The organism is Exiguobacterium aurantiacum DSM 6208 (assembly GCF_000702585.1).
In the GTDB taxonomy this organism is placed as follows: domain Bacteria; phylum Bacillota; class Bacilli; order Exiguobacteriales; family Exiguobacteriaceae; genus Exiguobacterium; species Exiguobacterium aurantiacum.
On the sequence record NZ_JNIQ01000001.1, the window covers coordinates 1,309,137 to 1,334,125 of the forward strand.

The 24,989-nt window shown below is 55.5% G+C and carries 24 protein-coding genes and 1 tRNA gene; 22 read left to right on the plus strand and 3 right to left on the minus strand.

Annotated elements, in window-relative coordinates:
• Window positions 1–25: 25 nt before the first annotated feature.
• From uvrB to P398_RS0107015, 3 genes are all read left to right on the plus strand, one after another.
• Window positions 26–2,002, plus strand: coding sequence for an excinuclease ABC subunit UvrB (gene uvrB / locus P398_RS0107005; RefSeq protein WP_029334587.1), 1,977 nt, complete (start codon window positions 26–28; stop codon window positions 2,000–2,002).
• Window positions 2,003–4,876: an excinuclease ABC subunit UvrA gene (uvrA, locus tag P398_RS0107010; RefSeq protein ID WP_029334588.1), complete on the plus strand. Its 2,874-nt coding sequence runs from the start codon at window positions 2,003–2,005 to the stop codon at window positions 4,874–4,876.
• A 65-nt stretch (window positions 4,877–4,941) separates the two neighbouring features.
• Window positions 4,942–6,111 (plus strand): DUF4097 family beta strand repeat-containing protein, encoded by a 1,170-nt coding sequence (locus P398_RS0107015; RefSeq protein ID WP_024370438.1) that lies wholly within the window; start codon window positions 4,942–4,944, stop codon window positions 6,109–6,111.
• A 94-nt stretch (window positions 6,112–6,205) separates the two neighbouring features.
• Here P398_RS0107015 and P398_RS0107025 read toward each other — a convergent pair whose 3' ends face one another.
• Window positions 6,206–6,562, minus strand: a complete 357-nt coding sequence (locus P398_RS0107025) for an Asp23/Gls24 family envelope stress response protein (RefSeq protein ID WP_029334589.1) — start codon at window positions 6,560–6,562, stop codon at window positions 6,206–6,208.
• Window positions 6,563–6,716: 154 nt separating this feature from the next.
• Between P398_RS0107025 and hprK the strand changes: the two genes are divergently transcribed.
• The 12 genes from hprK (at window position 6,717) to P398_RS0107085 (ending at window position 16,807) form a co-directional block, all read left to right on the plus strand.
• Window positions 6,717–7,655, plus strand: a complete 939-nt coding sequence (gene hprK / locus P398_RS0107030) for an HPr(Ser) kinase/phosphatase (protein WP_029334590.1) — start codon at window positions 6,717–6,719, stop codon at window positions 7,653–7,655.
• Entirely contained in the window at window positions 7,655–8,473 is an 819-nt protein-coding gene (gene lgt, locus P398_RS0107035; protein WP_029334591.1) for a prolipoprotein diacylglyceryl transferase, read from the plus strand. Before hprK ends, lgt begins: the two co-directional genes overlap by 1 nt.
• The gene (ppaX, locus tag P398_RS0107040; RefSeq protein ID WP_029693658.1) at window positions 8,473–9,123 is read left to right on the plus strand and encodes a pyrophosphatase PpaX; all 651 of its coding nucleotides are present in this window, start codon (window positions 8,473–8,475) and stop codon (window positions 9,121–9,123) included. The genes lgt and ppaX overlap by 1 nt, the downstream gene beginning before the upstream one ends.
• Window positions 9,116–9,598, plus strand: a complete 483-nt coding sequence (locus tag P398_RS0107045; RefSeq protein WP_024370432.1) for an acyltransferase — start codon at window positions 9,116–9,118, stop codon at window positions 9,596–9,598. Before ppaX ends, P398_RS0107045 begins: the two co-directional genes overlap by 8 nt.
• Window positions 9,599–9,893: 295 nt before the next feature.
• Window positions 9,894–11,366, plus strand: coding sequence for a tetratricopeptide repeat protein (locus P398_RS0107050; protein WP_029334593.1), 1,473 nt, complete (start codon window positions 9,894–9,896; stop codon window positions 11,364–11,366).
• A 68-nt stretch (window positions 11,367–11,434) separates the two neighbouring features.
• Window positions 11,435–12,388 (plus strand): thioredoxin-disulfide reductase, encoded by a 954-nt coding sequence (gene trxB / locus P398_RS0107055; protein ID WP_024370430.1) that lies wholly within the window; start codon window positions 11,435–11,437, stop codon window positions 12,386–12,388.
• A 123-nt stretch (window positions 12,389–12,511) separates the two neighbouring features.
• A complete protein-coding gene (gene rapZ / locus P398_RS0107060; RefSeq protein ID WP_024370429.1) occupies window positions 12,512–13,384 on the plus strand; it encodes an RNase adapter RapZ in 873 nt (290 codons plus the stop codon).
• 1 nt (window position 13,385) lies between these two features.
• Window positions 13,386–14,381, plus strand: a complete 996-nt coding sequence (locus tag P398_RS0107065) for a gluconeogenesis factor YvcK family protein (RefSeq protein ID WP_029334594.1) — start codon at window positions 13,386–13,388, stop codon at window positions 14,379–14,381.
• Between the two features lie 30 nt (window positions 14,382–14,411).
• Window positions 14,412–15,365, plus strand: a complete 954-nt coding sequence (gene whiA, locus P398_RS0107070; protein ID WP_024370427.1) for a DNA-binding protein WhiA — start codon at window positions 14,412–14,414, stop codon at window positions 15,363–15,365.
• Window positions 15,366–15,451: 86 nt separating this feature from the next.
• Window positions 15,452–15,688: a hypothetical protein gene (locus tag P398_RS0107075; RefSeq protein WP_024370426.1), complete on the plus strand. Its 237-nt coding sequence runs from the start codon at window positions 15,452–15,454 to the stop codon at window positions 15,686–15,688.
• 92 nt (window positions 15,689–15,780) lie between these two features.
• Complete coding sequence (locus P398_RS0107080; RefSeq protein ID WP_029334595.1) at window positions 15,781–16,305, plus strand: DUF2179 domain-containing protein; 525 nt, start codon at window positions 15,781–15,783, stop codon at window positions 16,303–16,305.
• A 70-nt stretch (window positions 16,306–16,375) separates the two neighbouring features.
• A complete protein-coding gene (locus tag P398_RS0107085) occupies window positions 16,376–16,807 on the plus strand; it encodes a hypothetical protein (protein ID WP_029334596.1) in 432 nt (143 codons plus the stop codon).
• A 36-nt stretch (window positions 16,808–16,843) separates the two neighbouring features.
• Here P398_RS0107085 and clpP read toward each other — a convergent pair whose 3' ends face one another.
• Entirely contained in the window at window positions 16,844–17,419 is a 576-nt protein-coding gene (clpP, locus tag P398_RS0107090; RefSeq protein ID WP_024370422.1) for an ATP-dependent Clp endopeptidase proteolytic subunit ClpP, read from the minus strand.
• Window positions 17,420–17,572: 153 nt separating this feature from the next.
• Window positions 17,573–17,645 (minus strand) — tRNA-Arg (locus P398_RS0107095).
• 121 nt (window positions 17,646–17,766) lie between these two features.
• On the opposite strand from P398_RS0107095, the gene P398_RS0107100 reads away from it, so the two are divergent.
• The 7 genes from P398_RS0107100 (at window position 17,767) to gpmI (ending at window position 24,968) form a co-directional block, all read left to right on the plus strand.
• Window positions 17,767–18,912 carry an RNA polymerase factor sigma-54 gene (locus tag P398_RS0107100; RefSeq protein WP_029334597.1) on the plus strand — a complete coding sequence of 382 codons (1,146 nt, stop codon included), beginning with the start codon at window positions 17,767–17,769 and terminating at the stop codon, window positions 18,910–18,912.
• A complete protein-coding gene (locus tag P398_RS0107105; RefSeq protein ID WP_029334598.1) occupies window positions 18,909–19,166 on the plus strand; it encodes a glutaredoxin family protein in 258 nt (85 codons plus the stop codon). The genes P398_RS0107100 and P398_RS0107105 overlap by 4 nt, the downstream gene beginning before the upstream one ends.
• 110 nt (window positions 19,167–19,276) lie before the next feature.
• Window positions 19,277–20,305 carry a sugar-binding transcriptional regulator gene (locus P398_RS0107110; protein ID WP_081648567.1) on the plus strand — a complete coding sequence of 343 codons (1,029 nt, stop codon included), beginning with the start codon at window positions 19,277–19,279 and terminating at the stop codon, window positions 20,303–20,305.
• A 59-nt stretch (window positions 20,306–20,364) separates the two neighbouring features.
• Window positions 20,365–21,372, plus strand: coding sequence for a type I glyceraldehyde-3-phosphate dehydrogenase (gene gap / locus P398_RS0107115; RefSeq protein WP_024370418.1), 1,008 nt, complete (start codon window positions 20,365–20,367; stop codon window positions 21,370–21,372).
• Between the two features lie 98 nt (window positions 21,373–21,470).
• Entirely contained in the window at window positions 21,471–22,655 is a 1,185-nt protein-coding gene (locus P398_RS0107120; RefSeq protein WP_029334599.1) for a phosphoglycerate kinase, read from the plus strand.
• 18 nt (window positions 22,656–22,673) lie between these two features.
• Window positions 22,674–23,426 carry a triose-phosphate isomerase gene (gene tpiA, locus P398_RS0107125; protein ID WP_024370416.1) on the plus strand — a complete coding sequence of 251 codons (753 nt, stop codon included), beginning with the start codon at window positions 22,674–22,676 and terminating at the stop codon, window positions 23,424–23,426.
• Entirely contained in the window at window positions 23,427–24,968 is a 1,542-nt protein-coding gene (gpmI, locus tag P398_RS0107130) for a 2,3-bisphosphoglycerate-independent phosphoglycerate mutase (RefSeq protein WP_029334600.1), read from the plus strand. It begins immediately after the preceding gene.
• Window positions 24,969–24,989: the final 21 nt, after the last annotated feature.

A 24,989-nucleotide genomic window follows, 5' to 3' on the forward strand; every position in this document is an offset into this window, starting at 1 on the left:
AAGGAACAGAAAGCGAGGAATATACATGGACAAGATCAACGTTCCGTTCGAATTACAATCGGAATACAGTCCGGCAGGTGACCAGCCGGAGGCGATTCGAGAGCTCGTCGAAGGGGTCAACCGAGGCGACCGTTACCAGACGCTGCTCGGTGCGACGGGTACCGGTAAGACGTTCACCGTGTCGAACGTCATCCAAGAAGTGAAGAAGCCGACGCTCGTCCTAGCCCACAACAAGACGCTCGCCGGCCAACTCTATTCCGAGTTCAAAGAGTTTTTCCCGAACAACGCCGTCGAATATTTCGTCAGCTATTACGATTACTATCAGCCGGAGGCGTACGTGCCTTCGACCGACACGTTCATCGAGAAAGACGCCTCGATCAACGACGAGATCGACAAGCTCCGCCACTCGGCGACGTCGGCCTTGTTCGAGCGGGAAGACGTCATCATCGTCGCCTCGGTATCGTGCATCTACGGTCTCGGTAACCCGGAAGAGTATAACAGTCTCGTCTTGAGCCTCCGGGTCGGGAAAGAGCTCGGACGTGACCAGATGCTCCGCAAGCTGATCGACATTCAATACGAGCGGAACGACATCGATTTCCAGCGCGGCCGGTTCCGTGTGCGCGGAGACGTCGTCGAGATCTTCCCGGCCTCACGCGACGAGCAGTGCTTGCGCGTCGAGTTTTTCGGTGACGAGATCGACCGCATCCGTGAGATGGACCCGCTCACCGGTGAGATCATCGCCGACCGGGAACACGTCTCGATCTTCCCGGCATCCCACTTCGTCACCCGCGACGAGAAGCTGCAAAAAGCGATCGTCAACATCGAGGCCGAGCTTGAAGAGCAGCTCGCGAAGTTCCGGGAGGAAGGAAAACTGCTCGAAGCGCAACGGCTCGAGCAGCGGACGAACTATGACCTCGAGATGATGCGTGAGATGGGCTACTGCTCAGGCATCGAGAACTATTCGCGACACTTGAACTTGACGGAGGCAGGGGCGACGCCATACACGCTCATCGACTACTTCCCGAAAGACTTCTTGCTCGTCGCCGATGAGTCGCACGTGACGCTCCCGCAAGTGCGCGGGATGTACAACGGAGACCAGGCCCGGAAACAAGTGCTCGTCGATCACGGCTTCCGGTTGCCATCGGCGAAAGACAACCGACCGCTCAAATTCGATGAGTTCGAGAAGAAGCTCAGTCAAGCGATCTTCATCTCGGCGACGCCGGGGCCGTATGAGCTCGAACATACACCGCATATGGTCGAACAGATCATCCGGCCGACGGGACTCCTCGACCCGACGATCGAGATCCACCCGATCAAAGGCCAAATCGATTACTTGATGGACCAAATCCGCGAACGCATCAAACGCGACGAGCGCGTCCTCGTGACAACGCTCACGAAGAAGATGGCCGAAGACTTATCGGACTATCTCCGGGAGGCGGGCATCAAGGTCAACTATATGCACTCGGAAATCAAGACGCTCGAGCGGATTGAGATCATCCGTGACCTGCGCCTCGGCAAGTACGACGTCCTCGTCGGCATCAACTTGCTCCGGGAAGGGCTCGATATCCCGGAAGTGAGTCTCGTCACGATCCTCGACGCCGACAAGGAAGGGTTCCTCCGTTCGGACCGTTCGCTCATCCAGACGATCGGCCGGGCGGCGCGGAACTCGAACGGTCACGTCATCTTGTTCGCCGACAAGATGACCGACTCGATGACACGGGCGATCGAAGAGACCGACCGCCGGCGTTCGATCCAACAGGCGTACAACGAAGAACACGGCATCACGCCGCAGACGATCCGGAAAGAAGTGCGCGGCGTCATCCGCGCGACGGTCGATGCCGAGGAAGAAGTGCTCGAGTCGCTCAGCTCGATGAAACCGGCCGAGCGCGAGGCGGCGATCGCCAAACTAGAAGAAGAGATGAAACAAGCGGCCCGCGACCTCCAGTTCGAGCGGGCGGCCGAATTGCGTGACTTAATCTTGGAGTTGAAGGTAGGGAGTTAAATGGCTGAAAAGAAAAATGCGATCGTCATCAAAGGGGCGCGCGTCAACAACTTGAAAAACATCGATATCGAGATCCCGCGGGACCAGCTCGTCGTCTTGACGGGCTTGTCCGGTTCCGGGAAGTCCTCGCTCGCGTTCGACACGATTTACGCCGAAGGGCAGCGTCGTTACGTCGAGAGCCTGTCCGCCTATGCCCGTCAGTTCCTCGGGCAGATGGACAAACCGGACGTCGACACGATCGAGGGTCTCAGTCCGGCCATCTCGATTGACCAGAAGACGACGAGCCGCAACCCGCGCTCGACGGTCGGGACGGTCACCGAGATTTACGATTACTTACGACTCTTGTTCGCCCGCATCGGCAAACCGGTCTGTCCGAACCACGGCATCGAGATCTCGAGCCAGACGATCTCGCAAATGGTCGACCAAGTGATGGAGCTTCCAGAGAAGACGCGTCTGCAGATCTTGGCGCCGATCGTCTCCGGGCGAAAAGGGACGCACGTCAAAGTGTTCGACTCACTCAAGAAAGAAGGGTTCGTCCGTGTCCGCGTCAACGGGGAGACGGTCGAATTGACGGAGGACATCGAACTCGACAAAAACAAGAAACATTCGATCGAAGTCGTCGTCGACCGGCTCGTCGTCCGACCAGACGTCGAAGGGCGTCTCGCCGACTCACTCGAGACGGCGCTCCGCCTTGCAGACGGCCGGGCCATCATCGACAAGATGGACGGGAGCGAGCTGTTGTTCAGCGAGCATCACGCCTGCCCGATTTGCGGCTTCTCGATCGGTGAACTCGAACCGCGCATGTTCTCGTTCAACTCACCGTTCGGCGCTTGTCCGACGTGTGACGGCCTCGGCACGAAACTCGACGTCGACCCGGAACTCGTCATCCCGGACCCGTCGAAGACGTTGAAAGAAGGCGCGGTCGCCGCATGGCAACCGACGAGTTCACAATACTATCCGCAACTGCTCGCCGCGATGTGCAACCACTTCGACATCGACATGGACGTGCCGTTCGAGCGCCTGTCCAAACGCGACCAGGACCTCGTCTTGAAAGGGACGGACGAAGAGTCGTTCTTGTTCCGCTATGAGAACGACTTCGGTCAAGTCCGGACGAACACGATCTTCTTCGAAGGGGTGCTCCGTAACATCGAGCGCCGCTATAAAGAGACGACGTCCGACTATATCCGTGAACAGATGGAGATGTACATGGCGACACACGCCTGTCCGACGTGCAACGGCTATCGTCTGAAAGAAGAGACGCTCGCCGTCAAGATCACGGGGCAACATATCGGGCATGTGACCGAGCTGTCCGTCGTCAACGCCATCAAGCTGTTCGATTCGATCATGAACGAGCTGAGCGAGAAAGACATCGCCATCGCGCGCCTGATCTTGCAAGAGATTTGTGAGCGGCTCAGCTTCCTCAACAACGTCGGGCTCGACTACTTGACGTTGTCACGGGCGGCCGGGACGCTCTCGGGCGGGGAAGCGCAACGGATCCGTCTCGCCACGCAAATCGGTTCACGGCTCACGGGCGTCTTGTACGTCTTGGACGAACCGTCGATCGGGCTCCATCAGCGCGACAACGACCGCTTGATCGCGACGCTCAAGCAGATGCGCGACATCGGCAACACACTCATCGTCGTCGAACATGACGAGGACACGATGATGGAAGCCGACTACTTGATCGACATCGGACCGGGGGCGGGCGAGCATGGAGGCGAAGTCATTGCCGCCGGCACGCCGAAGCAGCTCATGAAAAACCGAAAATCGCTCACCGGTCAATATTTGGCCGGCAAGAAGTTCATCCCGCTCCCGGCGGAACGGAAAGTGCCGGACGAACGGTTCCTCAAAATCTTGAAGGCGGAAGAGAACAACTTGAAAGGGGTCGACGTCTCGATTCCGCTCGGCATGTTCATCGCCGTGACGGGCGTCTCCGGTTCCGGGAAGTCGACGCTCATCAACGAGATTTTGTACAAGTCGCTCGCCCACCATATCAACCGGGCGAAAGCGAAGCCCGGGAAGCATAAGAAGATCGAGGGGCTCGACCAGATTGACAAAGTCATCGACATCGACCAGTCCCCGATCGGACGGACGCCGCGCTCGAACCCGGCGACGTACACGGGCGTGTTCGACGATATCCGTGACGTGTTCGCCACGACGAACGAGGCGAAGATGCGCGGCTATAAGAAAGGCCGCTTCAGTTTCAACGTCAAAGGCGGACGCTGCGAGGCATGCCGCGGGGACGGGATCATCAAGATCGAGATGCACTTCCTCCCTGACGTGTACGTCCCGTGTGAGGTGTGTCACGGGAAACGCTATAACCGTGAGACGCTCGAAGTGAAGTACAAAGGCAAGACGATTGCCGACGTGCTCGACATGACGATCGAGGAAGGACTCGACTTCTTTGACAAAATTCCGAAAATCAAGCGGAAGATCCAGACGATCCATGACGTCGGTCTCGGCTACATGAAACTCGGCCAACCGGCGACCGAACTGTCGGGCGGGGAGGCGCAACGCGTCAAGCTCGCCTCCGAGCTCCATAAACGGTCGACCGGGAAGACGATTTACATTTTGGACGAACCGACGACCGGGCTCCACGTCGACGATATCGCGCGCTTGTTGAAAGTGCTGCAACGTCTCGTCGAGAACGGGGACACGGTGCTCGTCATCGAGCATAACCTCGACGTCATCAAGTCGGCCGACTACTTGATCGACCTCGGCCCTGAAGGCGGGGACGGCGGTGGCACGATCGTCGCGACGGGGACGCCAGAAGAGGTCGCTGAGGTCGCGGCGTCGTATACCGGCAAGTATTTGAAGCCGGTGTTAGAGCGCGATGCGGATCGGGCGAAACCGAAAGCAGGAAAACGGAAGTAAGGTATAGAAATGATGAGAAACGGGAACATGATTGACGTGTAACCAAATCGAAGGGGGAAACGAACGTGAAACAAGAAATGCGTGAACTGATTCTCCAGCAAGTAAAAGACGGCAAGTTGACGATCGAGGAAGGGATGACCCAGCTCGAACGGCTCGAGAAGTTAGAGCCGGAGCGCGTCCAAGCGCTCGAAGAGTATCAAGAGACGGAAAAGGTCGACGCGTACTCGGTCGAGTCGCTGACGACGAAACTGACGTCCGCGGTCGAAGGGCTCGTCACGAAGCTTCGTGACAGCGACTTCTCGTTCAGCTCGAACTTCGGGCCGGAAGTGACGTACTCGAAATCGTTCCCGTTCACCGGGAAAGACATCTCGCTCGACTTGTTCAACGCCTCGGCGACGATCGTCTCGTCGGACAACGAGGAGTGCGAACTGATCGTCACGGGCCGCCCGCTCCGGCAACAGGATGCGGACAAGGCGCTCGAACAGCTCCAATCGGCGGTGAAGCATTCCGTCATCGGTGACCGCCTCGTCGTATCGCTCCGAGACAAGCTCGTCCGCGCACACGTCGAACTGTATGTCCCGCATCATCATTTCGACCATCTTCACGTCCAGACGCTCAACGGGGAAGTCCGTGCCGACGGGCTCGACGTCGAGAGCGTCCGCGTCCAGACGGCGAACGGCCGCGTCGTGCTCCATGACGTGCATGCGTCGGAACTGTTGCTCAACACGGGCAACGGCACGGTCGAGGTCGACGGTGTCGAGACGGAACTCGTCCACGTCCGGACCGGAAACGGTGCGGTCATCGTGAGCGGGAAGTATGACAAGGCGTCGCTCAAAACCGGGAACGGCAACATCCGGGCCGAGCTCGCGACGGCACGTGCGGCCAAGCTCGAACTCGCTTCGCTCGCCGGTAACGTCCGTCTCGTCTTGCCGCACGGTGTCGAGGTCGAAGGGGAGCTCGAGACGAACTTCGGTGGACTCCACTGCAACTTGGACGAACTCGAGATCGTCCGCGACCGGAAAGACGTCGCTCAGCGCCGTCTCGAATTCGTATCAGGCCGCGGGCAGACGCCGCGCATCGAAGTCGAGGCCGGCACACGTACCGGCACAATCGACCTCGAGCACGGTTCACAGCACCCGCCGTCGACGTTCCTCGAGGAAGACAAGCACGAACCGGTTGACCCGGTCGATCCGGTCAATCCCGGCGACTTGAACAACCCGTTCCATCAGAAGTGACGACCGACCCGAAGACAAATGAATTGTTCGGTCGTATGTCGAACGAACGATAAAAAGAACGCCCGAAGGCATCGTGCCTTCGGGCGTTCTTTCGTCACAGGTTCATTTCATACTCCATCTGTTCCCAATCCATCATCGGGGCATCATACAACGTGAACGAGCCGATGATCAACAAGATGATCAAGATCGGTCCGGCGATGAGCAAGAAGATCCCGAGGTTCCGCATCTTCTTCGACCGGTTCCAGTAGAAGATGATGGCGACGATCATCGACAGGAGCGAGCCCGACAAGAAGACGCCGACGATGTTCAAGATGAACAACAAGAGCACGGTTTCGTTTTTCGTCGTGGTATATTCGCGCCACATATCGATGAGCGACTTGATCAAATAGACGAGCGCCGCGATCCCGACGATAAAAATAAAGACGATGGCAATCAAAAATAGTGAGTTCATGCGTTTTTCACCTCCTCATATGGTCTATACCCGTTCTACGAAATGTTGGCCGATTAGTTTCATTTCTTTTTTCTGACACGCCGCGACTCACTTTCGCTGACACGAACGCGTGAGAGCTATGATACAATAATGAGCGTGAAAGGGGCAGATACTCATGCAAAATATCGTACGCACGGCTCAACTTGTTGAGCGCTTCAAACTTCAAGTCATTTCCGGTGAAGAAGGACTCCATCGTCCGATCGCCACACCAGACCTCAGTCGTCCAGGACTCGTCCTCGCCGGCTACTATACCCACTATGCGAAAAATCGCCTGCAAGTGCTCGGGAAGACGGAGCTCACGTTCTACGCGAGCCTGTCTGAAGAGAGCCGGCGCGAGCGGGCGAAGATCTTGTGCACGGAATCGACACCGGGCATCCTCATCACCCGCGGTTTCGATATCCCGAAAGAGATCGAAGAAGAGGCTGAGACGGCGAACGTGCCGCTCATGCGCACGAACGCGGTGACGACGTCGATCGAGTCGCAGATCACGAACTTCCTCGAGATGGAACTCGCACCGATGACGGCGATGCACGGCGTGCTCGTCGACATTTATGGCGTCGGCGTCCTCATCAAAGGGCAGAGCGGCGTCGGGAAATCCGAGACCGCGCTCGAACTCGTCAAGCGGGGGCACCGCCTCGTCGCCGACGATTCGGTCGAGATCCGTCAGACGGGCGACCAATTGCTCGTCGGGTCGGCACCGAAACTGATCCGTCACTTGCTCGAGATTCGCGGGATCGGCATCATCGATGTCATGACGCTGTTCGGGGCCGGAGCCGTCCGGTCACATAAGAAGATCAGCTTGATCATCAACCTTGAGAACTGGGATGCGGGCAAAGTGTATGACCGCGTCGGGCTCGACCACAACACGATGAAAATCATCGACAGCGAAGTGCCGCTCCTCACGATCCCGGTCCGCCCGGGACGTAACTTGGCCGTCATCGTCGAAGTCGCGGCGATGAACTACCGCCTGCAAAACATGGGCATCAATACCGCGGAAGAGTTCGCCGAACGTCTCGCGAACGCAATCCACGATAACGAAGGGGACATGGAATAATGGTGAAACCGACGTTTGACCGTGTAGCGTTCGAGATCGGGTCGCTCCCGATTTACTGGTACGGAATGATCATCGCCTTCGGGGCGATGCTCGGACTCGTGCTCGCCTTGTTCGAGGCGAAACGCATCAACTATGATTCGGAGCGGCTCGTCGACGTCGTCATCTGGTCGATCCCGATCAGTATCGTCTTCGCCCGTCTCTACTATGTCGTCTTCCAATGGGACTACTACAGCCAAAACCTCGGACAGATCATCGATATCCGCCAAGGCGGGATCGCGATTCACGGTGCCATCTTCGGGGCGCTGCTCGTCGTCGTCATCTACAGCATGCGCAAGTCGATGTCGTTTTGGAAAGTGACGGACATTTTGGCGCCATCGCTCCTGCTCGGACAAGCCGTCGGGCGCTGGGGCAACTTCATGAACCAAGAAGCGCATGGGGCCGAGACGACGAGTCGTTTCTTGAAAGAGACGTTGTTCCTACCGGATTGGATCGTCAACCAGATGTATATCGACGGGGCATACTACTTGCCGACGTTCTTGTTCGAGAGCGTCTGGAACATCATCGGTGTCATCTTGCTCGTCGTCTGGCGCATGGTCGGCAACCCGCCGCGCGGCTACATCTTCTTGTCGTACCTCGTCTGGTACTCGATCGGCCGCTTCTACATTGAAGGACTCCGCACCGACAGCCTCATGGCCGGTGACCTGCGGACGGCCCAACTCGTCTCGATCGCGATGATCATCTTCGGGATCGTCATGATGGTCGTGCGCCGCCATGCGAAACGTTACAATGACCCTTCAGAGAAAGGACTGTTTGATTGATGGATACGTTGTTATTTGATTTGGACGGAACGTTGCTCGACACGAATCCGCTCATCCTCGCGAGCTTCCGTCACACACTCAGCTACTACTTCCCGGAACAGACGTATCGGGATGAAGACTTGTACCCGTTCATCGGGCCGACGCTCGAGAAGTCGTTCCGCGAATTGAACGAGCCGGAGTGGAAAGAGATGCAGGCGTTTTACCGCAGCTTCAACATCGCGATGCACGACGCGCTCGTCGCCGAGTATCCAGGTGTGATCGACGGGTTGCACCGTCTGCACGCGAAAGGGTACAAGCTCGGCGTCGTCACGTCGAAAGGGCGCCCGGTCGTCGAGCACGGTTTGCGCTTGTTCAACATCGACCACTTGTTCGGCGTCGTCGTGACAGCCGATGACGTCGAGAACGAGAAGCCGCACGCCGAGCCGGTCGAGCAAGCGCTCCGGGCGCTCGGTTCGACAGCGGACCGGGCCGTCATGGTCGGGGACAACGACACGGACATCTTCAGCGGCAAGAACGCCGGCACGAAGACGGTCGCCGTCGGTTGGGCGCTCAAAGGCCGCGCGTTCCTCGAGTCGCTCGAGCCGGACGTCATCATCGAGTCGATGGAACACTTCGAGGCGTGGCTCGACGAGGTCACGGTCCATGCGTAAGACGGAGCGATTCCGTCTCGATGGGCCGAACCCGCTCTGGCAGATGTACCGGACGATCCGGTTCCTCCGTGTGTTCAAAAACACGACGGTCGTGCTCGTCGGTCGGTTCTTTCCGTCGGTGAAAGCGAAACGCTGGCTGTACCGGACGTTCCTCGGCATGCGCATCGGTCCGTATAGCGCGCTCGCCCTCATGGTGACGCCGGACGTCATGTTTCCGGAACGTATCTCGATCGGCCGCAACACAGTCGTCGGCTTCAACACGACGATCCTTTGCCACGAATATCTCGTCGATGAGTATCGGATTGGGGACGTCTCGATCGGGGACGACGTGTTGATCGGGGCGAACGTGACGATTTTGCCGGGTGTCACAATCGGGGATCGGGCCGTCGTTGGTGCCGGTGCCGTCGTCCACCGCGACGTCTTGCCGGGTGAACACGTCATCGGTGCCAAACTGCAGACCGTTGACACGAAATAGACACAATTTAGCACGAAATCATTTTACCGTCGTGACAGATGTCACGGCTGGAAAATACTTGAGCGGTATCACATTTTAAACAAGTGATGCCGTTTTTTTGTGTCTTCATGCGCCTTGAGCGTGGATGCATGTTTTTGCTGAAAAGCATTTATAAGACCCTATAAAATATATTCATTATAGAAGGAATATAGTCCCGATTTTTTTTAAGTTTTTCAGTTGCTCTCGCGGATTGAGTGCGGTATTCTTAACCCTGCAACTAAAAAATGATTAAGAACTGATGTGGGGGATTTAGAATATGGAAGCGAACTATGAAGCACTAATGACGCTACCCGAACCAGAATCTCCGCTCGCTGCGGAGCTCCACTACTATAGAGGTCGTCGTGCGTTACGAGAAGGTCGCCTAGATGAAGCGACTTTTTTCATGGCTGAAGCTACGACAGCCGCAGCGCATCGCGTCGACTATCATAAACAGTACGCTGAACTGTTATTTGAAGTAGGAGAGGTCTACCACGCCAACGACGTGTGGAAACGGGTGCTTGAACTCGATGATACGGCGACAGAGGCACTTTACCACCTCGCGAGCAACTGCGCCTACATCTCTCAATATGAAGAAGCGGCGACGTACGCGAGCCGTTACCTCGAGCAAGAAGCACACGGTCCGTACGCAGAGTCGGTCCAGTCGTTGCTCGAATTGATCGAACTCGAAAAAGAGCTCGAGGACGAGGAAGAAGACGAGTTGATCACGTGGCACACCGAGGCGCAACGTCAAATCGACAAAGGCCGGCTCTTCGCCGCCAAGTCGACGCTCGAACGGTTGATCGACCGCTACCCGGCATTTTGGCCGGCGTATAACAACTTGGCCATCGTCCACTTTTATCTCGGAAACGATGAGACGGCGTTCGAGACACTCGAATACGTGCTCGATGAGAACCCGGGCAACTTGCATGCGATCTTGAACACGATCATGTTGCTCCACGAGGCCGGACAATCGGTCGCGGCGCTTCATCTGTCGGCACCGCTCACACGCGTCCGTCCGCTCCAATTCGAGATGCGCTATAAACTCGCGACGACGCTCGCACTCGTCGGGCATTACAATCACGCCTACGAAGAACTCCGTCTCTTGCAAGAGCGGGGCTTCCGTGGGGATTCACTGTTTGGGCATTGGCTCAGCGTCTCCGCCTACAAGACCGGACGTCTTGAAGAAGCGGCGACCTATTTGAATGGTGAGCAATCGAAGCAAATCGAGGACAAGCAGTCGTTCGATATCCGAGACAACCTGGAGTTCCGCTCGGCGCTCGTCCAAGGCTTGCGTCAAGAAGATGATTTGGCGCGCATCGAGATCATCCGGATCATCTCGAAGCTTGAAGACGACGAGGCGTTCGAGGCGCTCGCGCTCACGAACACGGTCACAGACGACGAGACGGTCATCGCCTTCGCGAAGAAGTGCCAGGCCGTCATCTGTGCCGTGCCGTTTAAAGGCGACGTGCGGATCGAGCGGGCGTACGAGGCGCTCATCTTGGCCGAACGCCACGTCCCGGAAGCAGAGCAGATGAGCCTAGAAGGTGACTTCTATGAGCGGTTCTCACGCTTGTTGCTCACTGGTTATTCGTTCGATGACGTCACGGCATCGGCCGCGGCGCTCGTCTGGATGTTTTATGCGAAACGGGACGCGCTCGTCCTCTCCGACTGTGCCGACGCGTTCGGGATCACGGTCGACACGTTGACGGACACGATCCGCTCGTACAAGCAACAACTCGAACGAGCATAAAGATAGACGATACCTCCCTAGGTTTCATATACTGAAGTCAATCAATTTCATGCAGAGGTGGAATCCTAATGACAGAAGAAAAAATCTATGACGTCATCATCATCGGGGCCGGCCCAGCCGGTATGACGGCGGCGCTTTACGCGTCACGTGCCAACTTGTCGACACTCATGATCGAACGAGGCATCCCAGGTGGCCAGATGGCGAACACGGAAGATATCGAAAACTATCCAGGTTACGACAGCATCCTCGGACCGGACCTGTCGCAGAAGATGTTCGACCACTCGAAAGCGTTCGGCGCGGAATATGCGTACGGCGACGTCCAGAGCATATCGGACGAACAAGAGTATAAAATCGTCCACGCCCATAACCGTGACTACAAAGCACGGGCGATCATTCTCGCTTCAGGCGCCCAGTATAAGAAAATCGGCGTCCCGGGTGAAGAAGAACTCGGCGGCCGCGGTGTCTCGTACTGTGCGGTCTGTGACGGGGCGTTCTTCAAAGGAAAAGACTTGTTCGTCATCGGCGGCGGCGACTCGGCCGTCGAAGAAGGTGTGTTCTTGACACGCTTCGCGAACAAAGTGACGATCGTCCACCGTCGCGACGAGCTGCGCGCCCAAAAAATCTTGCAAAAACGGGCGTTCGATAACCCGAAAATCGACTTCATCTGGAACCATACGCTCCAAGAGATCACAGAAGTCGACGGCAAGGTCGGCGGGGCCCGTCTCGTCAGCACGATCGACGGCACGGAGTCGGAGCATGCGATTGACGGTGTGTTCATCTACATCGGCATGAACCCGATCACCGGTTTCGTCAAAGACCTCGGCATCACGAACGAGCAAGGCTATATCGTCACGAACGAAGCGATGGAGACGAAGATCCCTGGGATTTTCGCGGCCGGCGACGTTCGCGACAAGACGCTCCGCCAAGTCGTCACCGCGACGAACGACGGATCGATCGCCGCGCAAAACGCGCAACATTATATCGAGGGACTCCTCGAGGCGTTGCACGAACAAAACGCGTGATTTACGGAGAAGGCATTGCGGGCGACCGCAATCCCTTCTCTTTTTTTCGAGCGTTCGCTATACTATAGAATGAAGAGAGCTACACACACGGCTCGGTTGTCAAAATAAGGGGGCGTCAGCGATATGGAAGACTTTAAAGGATTAGAAGAATTGATCATCATCAGCGGGATGAGCGGGGCCGGGAAATCGGTCGCGATGAATAGCTTTGAGGACCTCGGCTATTTTTGCGTCGATAACTTGCCGCCGGTCTTGTTGCCGCAATTGATCGATGTCATCAGCTCGGTCCGTCCGAAGATCGCGGTCGCCATCGACACGCGAACACGGGACTTCATCGACAGTCTGTTCATCGTCATCGATGATTTGGAACAAAAGAGCGTGCACCCGCATCTGCTTTATCTCGACACACGCGACGAAGTGCTCGTAAGGCGTTATAAAGAGACGCGCCGGTCGCATCCGCTCGCACCGGAAGACGCGCCGCTCGTCGGCATCCAGATGGAGCGTGAACTGCTCGAAGGGTTCCGCGACCGGGCGCACACGCTGTACGACACGAGCGATTTGAAACCGCAAATGCTCAAAGACCGCATCTTGCTGCAGTTCAATGAAGAGCGCATCCCGTTCACGGTCAACTTCATGTCGTTCGGCTTCAAGCACGGCGTACCGCTCGACATCGACCTGTTGTTCGACGTCCGCTTCATCACGAACCCGTTCTACATCCCGGAGCTCCGTCCGCTCACGGGTCAGACGAGCGAAGTGCAGGAATACGTCATGTCGCATCCCGAGGCGCGGGCGTTCTATAAGAAGTTGATCGACATGCTCGAATTCTTGTTGCCGCAGTACAAACGGGAAGGGAAGACGCAAGTCGTCGTCGCCTTCGGTTGTACGGGCGGGAAACATCGGTCGATCACGTTCGCCGAAAAAGTGTCGGAACATTTCGCGGAGCGCTACAACGTCAAGACCGTCCATCGCGACCTTGCGCACGCGACGAAGGAGAAATAAGATGAGACGCGATCGAAAAGTCGTCGCCATCGGGGGCGGTACCGGATTATCGACACTCGTCCGTGGATTGAAGCACTATCCGCTCGACATCACGGCCATCGTCACGGTCGGAGATGACGGTGGGAGCTCGGGACGGCTCCGCGACGAGTTCCACATGTTGCCGCCAGGGGACATCCGCAACGTCATTCTCGCTTTATCCGAGGTCGAGCCGCTCATGGACAAGATTTTGCAGTATCGGTTCGACAGCGGATACGGGCTCGAAGGGCATTCGCTCGGCAACCTCATGTTGACGGCGGCGACGCATATTTGTGAAGGATCGTTCGTCAAAGCTATCGACGTCTTGTCGCAGCTGTTGAACGCCCAAGGCCGGGTGCTGCCGGTGACGGAGACGCTCATGACGCTCGCGGCCGAGTTCGAGGACGGGACGATCGTCAAAGGCGAATCGAAGATCCCGCTCGTCGAGAAGCCGATCAAACGGTTGTTCTTGCTCGAGGACGGCATCAAGCCGGCCCCGGGCGTCGTCGAGGCGATCCAAGAAGCCGACGTCATCGTGCTCGGACCGGGTAGCCTCTACACGAGTATCATCCCGAACTTGTTGATCCCGGAAGTGCGGGAAGCGATCGTCGACGCCGGCGTGCCCGTCGTCTATATATGCAACGTCATGACCCAGCCAGGTGAGACGAAAGGGTATGATGCGATGAAGCACTTGAAGGCGGTCGAGGCATACCTCGGCAAGGCGACGATCGATACGATCGTCGTCAACAATGAGCCGATCGAGGACGGGTATTTAGAACGGTACCTCGAGGACGGTTCGGAAGAAGTCCGGTTCGACCGGAAGAAGCTCCGCAACCACGGCACGAACGTCTTGGCCGGAGATATCGTCGACTATAACCGCGATTACATCCGTCACGACTCGGACGCGATTGCCGGGCTCGTCATGCAACGCGTCCTACGGATCAAGAAACCACGCTCGTTCCAGGAGCTTGAATTGAAATAGAATGAGAGACAGAGAAAGGAGGGGAACGCGATGAGCTTTGCCTCAGACGTCAAGAAAGAACTGACACAATTCGAGGTGACCGACCCCGAGGCGAAGGCGGAACTGTCCGCCCTCGTCCGGATGAACGGCGTCATCTCGCTCGCACTCGGGCGCGGGATGACACTCGACGTCTCGACGGAGAACGCGGCCATCGCCCGTCGGATTTACTCCCTCATGAAACGTCTGTACGACCACCATCTCGACTTGTTCGTCCGGAAAAAAATGCGGTTGAAGAAAAATAACGTCTACATCGTCCGCGTCTCGCAACACGCCGAGACGATGCTGCGTGACCTTGAAATCCTCGGGGAGAACTACGAGATGATCCGGACGCTCAACTCGGACATGACACGCGAGGAGAACTTGGCCCGTGCTTACTTGCGCGGTGCTTTCCTTGCCGGCGGGTCGATTAATCACCCGAAGACGTCGTCGTATCACCTCGAGGTGTACAGCCTGTATGAGAACCATAACCAGGCGCTCCGTGACCTCGCGAATCGCTTCGGCTTGAACGCGAAGACGCTCGAACGGAAGAAAGGGCACATCCTCTACATCAAAGAGAGCGAGAAGATCTCGGACTTTTTGAAGCTCGTCGGGGCGACGCGCGGCATGCTCGACTTCGAGGATGCGCGCATCATCAAAGACATGCGCAACTCGGTGAACCGGCTCGTCAACTGTGAGACGGCCAACTTGAACAAGACGGTCGGGGCGGCACTCCGCCAAGTCGAGAACATCAAGTATCTCGAACGGACGGTCGGCCTCGAAGTGTTGCCGGTGAAACTGCGCGAGATCGCCGAGCTGCGCGTCACGCATCAAGACGTGTCGTTGCAGGAACTTGGCGAAATGCTCGAGACGGGACCGATCTCGAAGTCGGGGATCAACCACCGGCTCCGGAAGATCGACCAGATCGCCGAGAAAGTACGGAACGGCGATGAGATCAGCTCTTCGTGACGCCGGTTGCGTCAAAACCATTCTTCCTATATAATTAGCAATTGTGTATAGGATTTTGAAAAGCGAACTAAAGGAGCTTTATGATTATGGCGAATGATAAGAAACGACTTTCGCTCACGATCGACGCTGAGCTAGACCGCGTCATCACTGAGCGTGCAAAAGAAATCGGGATTCCAAAAAGCGCACTCGTGACGTTTGCGACGAGCCTCTTCCTCAACCAATTGCGGGCCGAGGAGATGCTTTCGGGCAACACGAACGCGATCTATCAAGTCATCCGTAAGGATTATGAGTTGCTCACAAGTGTCCGCAACTTAGATAACTGAGAGAAAGGCTGACTGCGGTCAGCCTTTTTTGGTTGCATCCACCCCGGAAATTTGGAATAGTGGAGATATTGAATTGATTGGAGGGCAATCTTATGGGACAAGCGAGCCAACTGCTGCTCATTTTAATGTTACAACTACTGTTCGTTCCGGTGCTCACGCTCCGCACGATTATGCTCGTTAAAGGGAAAACGGTCATTGCGGCGATGTTCGGGACGCTCGAGACGCTCATCTACATCTTCGCGCTCGGGATCGTGTTCCAAGATTTGACGACGCTCGGGATGCTCGTCTACGCGCTCGGGTTTGGACTCGGGATTCTCGTCGGCGGATTCGTCGAACGGAAACTGGCCATCGGCTACAACATGATCCAAGTGCACACGCAAGAGCTCCCGGCCGAGCTCATCCAAAAGATGCGTGACAGCGGCTACGGTGTGACCCACTATCAAGGCCAAGGCCGTGACGGGGTCCGCTATCGACTGGACGTCTTGGCGGCACGGACGCGGATGAAAGAATTGCGCGAACTCGTCGAACATTACGAGCCGAAAGCGTTTCTCGTCGCGTTCGACCCGGTTGACTTTAAAGGCGGTTATATGTTGAAAGGGCTACGGCGTCCGAAATGACGGGAGAGACTCACGAAAAGTGGGTCTTTTTTTGTTGGAACGGGAATAGAGAGGCAAAGGAGTGGAACGAATGAAACGAAAAACGATGTGGTTTTGGGTGATCGTGTTGCTGCTCGTCGGGGGAATTGTGTACGGTCTGTCGTTTTGGCAGACGTCTTCCGGCGTCAAACCGCCGCTTCCGACCGTGACAGTTGGGTCGGTGACGGCCGAAGTGAAACAGTCGACGTATTGTTGGTCGAACGGGGACGAGGCCGTCTGTGAAGACCACGCCTTGCCGGAGGCGGACGACTTGCAACTCGTCACGGTCGAACCGGGTGCTGCAATCGACGTCACGTTCCATGAGACACCGAAACAGGAGACGTTCCATCGAATCATTGACGGGGAGCTCGTCGCTTCTGAACAAGTGGTTCCGATGGAGCCAGGTACTTATTTGTTCGAGACCGGCGGGGAGTGGCAGCACGGTGACAGCCGTTACGTGTTCGGCGTCACTGTCCGAGAGTAACGAAAAACCCCTTCTCGAGAGAGAAGGGGTCGTGGATTAGCGTGTCATGACTTTGTCGATGAGACCGTAGTCTTTCGCTTGGTCGGCTGACATGAAGTAGTCGCGCTCTGTGTCGCGCTCGATGACTTCAAGCGGCTGGCCCGTGTTGTCGGCCATGATTTGGTTCAACTTCTCACGCATCTTGATGATCCGTTCCGCATGGATTTTAATGTCCGATGCTTGACCTTGCGTGCCGCCGAGCGGTTGGTGAATCATGATCTCCGCGTTCGGCAATGCGAAGCGTTTCCCTTTTTCACCGGCTTGGAGCAAGAAGGCGCCCATCGATGCGGCCATTCCGATACAAATCGTCGACACGTTTGGCTTGATGAAGTTCATCGTGTCATAAATCGCCATTCCGGAAGTGATCGAACCACCTGGGCTGTTGATGTAAAGTGAGATGTCCTTGTCCGGATCCTCAGCTGCGAGGAAGAGGAGCTGGGCAACGATCGAGTTGGCGACGTTGTCGTCAATCGCACTCCCGAGAAGGATGATACGGTCTTTGAGCAAGCGTGAGTAAATATCGTACGCGCGTTCCCCGCGACCTGTTTGTTCGATAACTGTTGGAATTAACATTGAATCTGCCTCCTTTTATGTAGGTTGTAAACATATCATACCGCTATAGTCAATGTTGGTCAAACGATAGTCATCGTTTTTCACCTATTCCACCATTCCCGGTTTCTAAAACGAAAAAAGAGGCCAGGCGATTGCCTGACCTCTTACATATGATACACCCGGAGAGATTCGAACTCCCGACACCTGGCACCGGAAACCAGTGCTCTATCCCCTGAGCTACGGGTGCATGTTCTCTGACACGATTTATTATACATTTGTTTTTTTAAAAAAGCAATCCTGTTGTCGTCACTTTTTTTCAGCGTCGTTCGGGCGGTTCGGCTACAATGAAAGCGAGAGGGGGAAGACCGATGCAACGGCAAGAACAGCAACAAGTACAACGGCAGCAACTGACGCAAGACATGTTGCGGCGGTTGCCGATTTTAGAAGCGGACCGGGCCGCGCTCGTCTTTCAGCTTGCCCGCTTGTCGGCACGCAACGAGAAGGTCGCAGCAGGGAGCGGTACAATCGATTGGGTCGCTGAGGCCGGGGCAGGTTTCGAAGCAAGGCTGTTCGCCCAGATTGAAGAAGGGAGCGGATCGGAAGCGGAGAAGCGACTGCAACGGCAACTCGTCATCGCCCTTGACCATCGAGGCTTGCTGCCGGAAACGGATGCGGTGCTCGCGACCCGTCTCGGCGTCGAAACGATCGATATCGAGTCGGCGCGCCGGGCGCTCTTGTTTCTTGAACCGACAGGGGTAGGGGCGAAAGATGAGCATGATTGCCAATACCGCCACGCGATCGAGCAGGACGATCCGCTCGTGTTGGACGTGTTCGAGGCCATCGAGGCAGGCGTCACCGACGTTCCGAACCGACTCGGCATCACGCCGGCAGAGTTTGACCGCGTCACTCGGGTCATCGCCACGTTGCCGAAAGCGCCGGTATTATATGAAGAAACTGAGCAGATTTTTCCGGAGCTCGAAGTCGTCTATAAGGACGGGGAGTTGACCGCGACGTGGTTCAGCCCGATGCTCGACAGCACAACGGAGATGGATTACGAGTCGAAATGGTGGCATGACACGCTCACGATGCGTGCGGAGACGCTCCGGGCGATTTGGGACGTCATCGCCGAGCGACAAATGGACTGGTTGAAAGGGGAACTCACCTTACATCCGCTCACTCGGAAAGAAGTCGCGGAACAAATCGGGAAGCACGAGTCGACGGTCGGCCGGGCGATTCAACGGAAGTATGCGTTGACCGAAGGCGGGATGATGGCGTGGCGCGACTTTTTCGTCCGGGCGACAGAGCGAGGGCAGTCGCCGTTCATGATCAAGCGGGCGATCGCCGAACTGATTCAGCAAGAGACGGCGCCGCTTAGCGACAAGGCGCTCACCGAAGAACTTGCCCGGCTCGATTACCATGTGACGAGACGAACGGTGGCGAATTATCGGGAAGCGCTCGGTTTCGGCAACTCGAGGGAGCGGGAACGGCAACTATGGAAGGAGGGCAATCAATGAAACTGACACTTTACCGGCGGGACAACTGCTCACTTTGCGAAGAGGCGCTCGTCATGCTCGAATGGCTGAAAGAAGACTATCCGTTCGAGCTCGAACAAATCGACATTAGTGAGGATGAACGACTAGAGGCGAAGTACATGTTTGAAATCCCGGTCGTCGTACACGAAAACACCGTCATTAGTCAAGGGCGATATGATGACAGCAAAGTTGAAGATTTTGTTAAGTATACGCTTACATCGAAAAAAAACGTTTAGAGGGGTTGCAAGACGGAAAAGTGATTGATAAGATGAACTCGTAGCGGTGGGACGTAAAAATAAAAGTGGGACAAAAAATGTCCACACTTGAGGTCGAGGGGGAATGAGGCATGATCCAGCAACTGATTCACGTTCAGAAGCAAATCGTCCCAGACCTGCTCGACACGCTCCGACATCGTTACGACATCTTACATTATGTCCGTTTGATGCAGCCGATCGGCCGCAGGACATTAGCCACGAGCCTCGGGCTGACGGAACGCATCTTAAGGCGAGAGGTCGACTTCTTGAAAGACCAAGGTCTGCTTGCAGTCGCCACTCAAGGTATTTCCCTTACAGAATCGGGCCGAAACGTTCTCCGGGACTTGCATGAGGTCATGGGAGAGATCCTAGGGATTTCAGAAGTCGCACGAGAACTCGAGCAAAAGCTCGGCGTTCGCCAAGTCGTCATCGTACCGGGAGACTCGGACGAGACGTTCTGGGTACAGCGGGATATCGGACGGGCCGCCGTCACGCAGTTAAAAGCGAGACTGGCACCGGACGACAATATCATCGCGGTCACAGGCGGGACGACGATGGCATCTGTCGCGGCGATGATGTCGCCCGACAAGAAAGAACGGCCGATGCATTTCGTGCCGGCACGCGGCGGCCTCGGAGAGACGCTTGAACTTCAAGCGAACACCGTCTGCTCTCGCATGGCGGACCGGGCACACGCCGACTATCATTTACTCCACATTCCGGACGAGGTTTCGCAAGAGACGTTCGAGCGGATGGTGGAGGAACCTAGCATAAAAAATGTCCTGGAAATGATTAGAGCGGCGCGAATAGTGGTACATGGAATTGGTGAGGCGGAAACGATGGCAAAACGTCGTCACGCCACGCCGGAGCATTTGCGGATGATCGAACGGCACGACGCCGTCGCCGAAGCGTTCGGATATTATTTCAACGCGGAAGGTGAAATCGTTCATCGGGTCAAGACAGTCGGCATTCAATTAGAAGAGCTCGACAATATGGACACCGTCATCGCGGTCGCTGGAGGAAAGTCAAAGGCACAGGCGATTGCCGCTTATGCGAAACACACGCCGAACATCATCCTCGTCACAGACGAAGGTGCGGCAACAGAATTATTAACTTGTTATTAAAGAGTTGACCCCCGTTGGCTCTTCAATAAATAGCTTCTACCCTAAGGAGGAAATTAACTATGGCAGTAAAAGTTGGTATTAACGGATTTGGACGTATCGGACGCTTGGCATTCCGCGAGATCATCAAGAACGAAGGAGTCGAAGTTGTTGCAATCAACGACTTGACTGACACGAAGATGCTTGCTCACCTTCTCAAGTATGACACGACACAAGGTCGTTTCGATGGAGACGTTGAAGTACACGACGATCATTTCCTCGTAAACGGCGAGAAAGTCGTTACACTTGCTAACCGCAACCCAGAAGAACTTCCATGGGGCGAGCTCGGTGTCGACATCGTTCTCGAATGTACTGGATTCTTCACAGACAAAGAAAAAGCGGAGCTTCACTTGAAAGCTGGCGCGAAAAAAGTTGTCATCTCGGCTCCAGCTACAGGTGACATGAAGACTGTCGTCTTCAACACGAACCACGACATCCTCGACGGTACAGAGACAGTGATCTCAGGTGCTTCATGTACGACAAACTGCTTGGCGCCAATGGCGAAAGTTCTCCAAGACCAGTTCGGAATCGTTGAAGGTCTCATGACGACAATCCACGCTTACACTGGCGACCAAAACACGCTTGACGCTCCACACCCGAAAGGTGACTTCCGTCGTGCACGTGCGGCAGCAGCGAACATCGTACCGAACACAACTGGTGCGGCTAAAGCGATCGGTCTCGTTATCCCAGAACTTCAAGGTAAACTTGACGGTGCGGCACAACGTGTACCAGTTGCAACAGGTTCACTCACAGAGCTCGTAACAGTTCTTGAGAAAACAGTTTCTGTTGACGAAATCAACGCAGCGATGAAAGCAGCAGCTAACGAATCATACGGCTACACAGAAGACGAAATCGTATCTTCTGACATCGTCGGCATCACGTACGGTTCACTCTTCGACGCGACACAAACGAAAGTCATGACAGTTGGCGACAAGCAACTCGTTAAGACAGTTGCATGGTACGACAACGAAATGTCTTACACTGCACAATTGGTTCGCACACTCAAGCACTTCGCTGAAATCGCGAAGTAAGTTCGTGAACTAAATAGAACCAAATAGGAGCGGAAACAAGAGATTGTTCTCCGCTCTATTTATGAAATTGAAATGCACGACACATGGAGGCGAAGGTTATGAACAAAAAGTCTATTCGTGACATCGATGTAAAAGGGAAACGCGTCTTCTGCCGCGTTGACTTCAACGTTCCACTCAAAGATGGCGTCATCCAAGACGAGACGCGCATCCAAGCAGCTCTCCCGACGATCAAACACTTGATCGACGGCGGCGCGAAAGTCATCTTGGCGAGCCACCTCGGCCGTCCAAAAGGCGAGAAGAACCCTGAGTTCTCACTCGCACCGGTCGCAGAACGTCTCGGGGAACTTCTCGGTAAAGACGTACCACTCGTCGAAGAGGCTTACGGTCCGGTCGCGGAAGAAGCAGTAGCGAAACTTTCTGAAGGCGACGTCGTCGTGCTTGAGAACGTTCGTTTCTACCCAGGTGAGACGAAAAACGATCCGGAACTCGCAAAAGGTTTCGCGGCGCTTGCTGACGTCTTCGTCAACGACGCGTTCGGTGCGGCTCACCGTGCCCACGCTTCGACGGAAGGCATCGCGCAAAACGTTGAGACGGCAGTTGCCGGTCTATTGATGGAAAAAGAACTTGAAGTACTCGGCAAGGCGCTCTCGAACCCGGATCGTCCGTTCACGGCCATCATCGGCGGTTCGAAAGTTGCTGACAAGATCGGGGTCATCGACCACCTTCTTGACATCGTTGACACGCTCATCATCGGTGGCGGTCTCTCGTACACGTTCTCGAAAGCACTCGGGCACGAAGTCGGGACGTCACTCCTTGAGGAAGACAAGCTCGACCTCGCACGTCAATTCATGAAAAAAGCAGAAGACAAAGGCGTGAAATTCTTGATGCCGGTCGACTGCGTCATCACGAAAGAATTCGGCGAAGAGACTTACGTCGGACCAGTCGATATCGACTCGATCCCTGCGGATCATATGGGTCTTGATATCGGACCGAAAACAGTCGAAATTTACGCGGAGGCAATTCGCGAATCGAAACTTGTCGTATGGAACGGACCGATGGGCGTATTCGAACTTGATAAATACGCGAACGGAACGAAAGGTGTCGCTCAAGCACTCGCAGACAGCGACGCATACTCGATCATCGGTGGTGGGGACTCAGCTGCTGCAGCTGCCAAGTTCGGCCTTGCAGACCAAATGAGCCACATTTCAACTGGTGGTGGCGCTTCACTCGAATTCATGGAAGGCAAGAAACTTCCAGGCGTCGAGGCGCTCAACGACAAGTAAAATAGAGGAGGGTTATCGATGCGTAAACCGATTATTGCAGGTAACTGGAAAATGAACAAAACACTCTCGGAAGCAGTCGCTTTCGTAGAGGAAGTCAAAAACAACGTCCCGTCAACAGACAAAGTTGACGCGGCAATCGGCGCACCAGCTGTCTTCCTAGCTCCAATGGTAGAAGCAGCAAAAGGATCAGACTTGAAGCTTGGTGCCCAAAACATGTACGACAAAGACAGCGGGGCATACACAGGTGAAACGAGCCCGGCCATGATCGCTGACCTCGGCGTGACGTACGTCATCCTTGGACACTCAGAGCGCCGTGAATACTTCGGCGAGTCGGATGCGTTCATCAACAGCAAAACGAAAAAAGCGTTCGAACACGGTCTTACGCCAATCGTTTGTGTCGGTGAAACACTCGAGGAACGTGAAGGCGGCAAGTTCGAAGAAGTCATCAAGACGCAAGTCGAAGGTGGCCTCGCGGACCTCTCAGCTGACCAAGTGAAACAACTCGTCATCGCTTACGAGCCAGTTTGGGCGATCGGTACGGGTAAATCAGCGGACGAAGCAGATGCGCAAAGCTCATGCAAATATGTTCGTGACGTGGTGAAAGGTCTTTACGGTGAAGACGTAGCGGCTGCAGTACGCATCCAATACGGCGGTTCTGTAAAACCTGAGAACATCAAGGAGTATATGGCGCAAGAAGACATCGACGGCGCACTCGTCGGCGGTGCTTCACTTGAAGCTGCTTCGTTCCTCAAGTTGTTGGAGGCGATTTAAATGGCAAGACCAGTCGCCCTCATCATCTTAGATGGTTTTGGCATGCGGAACGAGACGTTCGGTAACGCGGTCGCTGCGGCGGACAAACCGAACTTCGACCGCTTCTGGGAAACGTATCCGCATACGCTTCTCAACGCGCAAGGCGAGTACGTCGGCCTTCCGGAAGGACAGATGGGTAACTCGGAAGTCGGTCACTTGAACATCGGTGCCGGACGAGTCGTCTATCAGTCACTCTCGCGCGTCAATAACGCCATCAAAGACCGTTCTTTCTTCGACCGTCAAGCGATGAACCATTTGGCGGGACATGTGAAAAAGTACGATTCAAGTCTCCACATCATGGGCCTCGTCTCGGACGGTGGGATCCACTCCCACATTCAACACATGTTCGCTGTCGTTGAGTTCGCAAAACTTCATGGCATTGAAAAAGTATACATTCACGCTTTCACGGACGGCCGTGACTGTGATCCGAAATCAGGTGCAGGCTTTCTCGAAGAGACGGAAGCGAAGCTCGCTGAACTCGGTGTCGGTCAAGTCGCTAGCGTGTCTGGACGCTACTATGCCATGGACCGCGACAACCGTTGGGAGCGCGTCGAGAAAGTATACGACGTCCTCGTTAACGGCAAAGGAGAAGTCGGCACGAACGCCGTCGACGTCTTGAACCAGTCGTATGAAGCGGGCCTCACGGATGAGTTCGTCAACCCGACGGTCATCGAGAAAGACGGTCAACCGATCGCGACGATCAAAGACAACGACGCGATCATGTTCTTCAACTTCCGTCCGGACCGGGCGATCGAACTGGCGAAAGTGTTCAAAGAGAAGACCGGCTTCAAAGGCTTCGAACTTTCAAACACACATCCAGACAACATTTTGCTCGTCTCGATGACGAAGTTCTCGGATGAAATCGACACAGACATCGTTTTCCCACCGGAAGATTTGAAGAACACGCTCGGCGAAACGCTCGCCGCGCAAGGGTATAAACAGCTCCGCGCCGCGGAAACTGAGAAATACCCGCACGTCACGTTCTTCTTGAACGGACAACAAGAAACACCGTTTGAAGGCGAAGATCGTTTCCTCGTGCCGTCGCCGAAAGTCGCGACGTACGATTTGAAACCGGAAATGAGCGCATACGAGCTCACAGAAGGTCTCTTGGAGCGCATCGAGTCGGATACGTACGATGCGTATATCATCAACTACGCGAACCCGGACATGGTCGGTCATTCGGGTATGTTCGAACCGACGAAAAAAGCGGTCGAAGTCGTCGACGAATGCCTCGGTAAAGTAGTGGACGCACTCATTGCCAAAGGCGGCGCGGCGATCATCACGGCGGACCACGGGAACGCTGACCTCGTCACGAACCCGGACGGCTCACCGATGACGGCGCATACGACAGAACCTGTCCCATGTATCATCACGAAGTCAGGCGTTGAACTGAAACCAGTTCTAAAAGGCTCGCTTTGCGACCTCGCGCCGACGTTGATCGACCTTCTCGGTGCGGATCAACCGGCTGAAATGACCGGTACATCAATCGTTACAAAAAAATAATTTCCAACCAAAAAGGAGAGA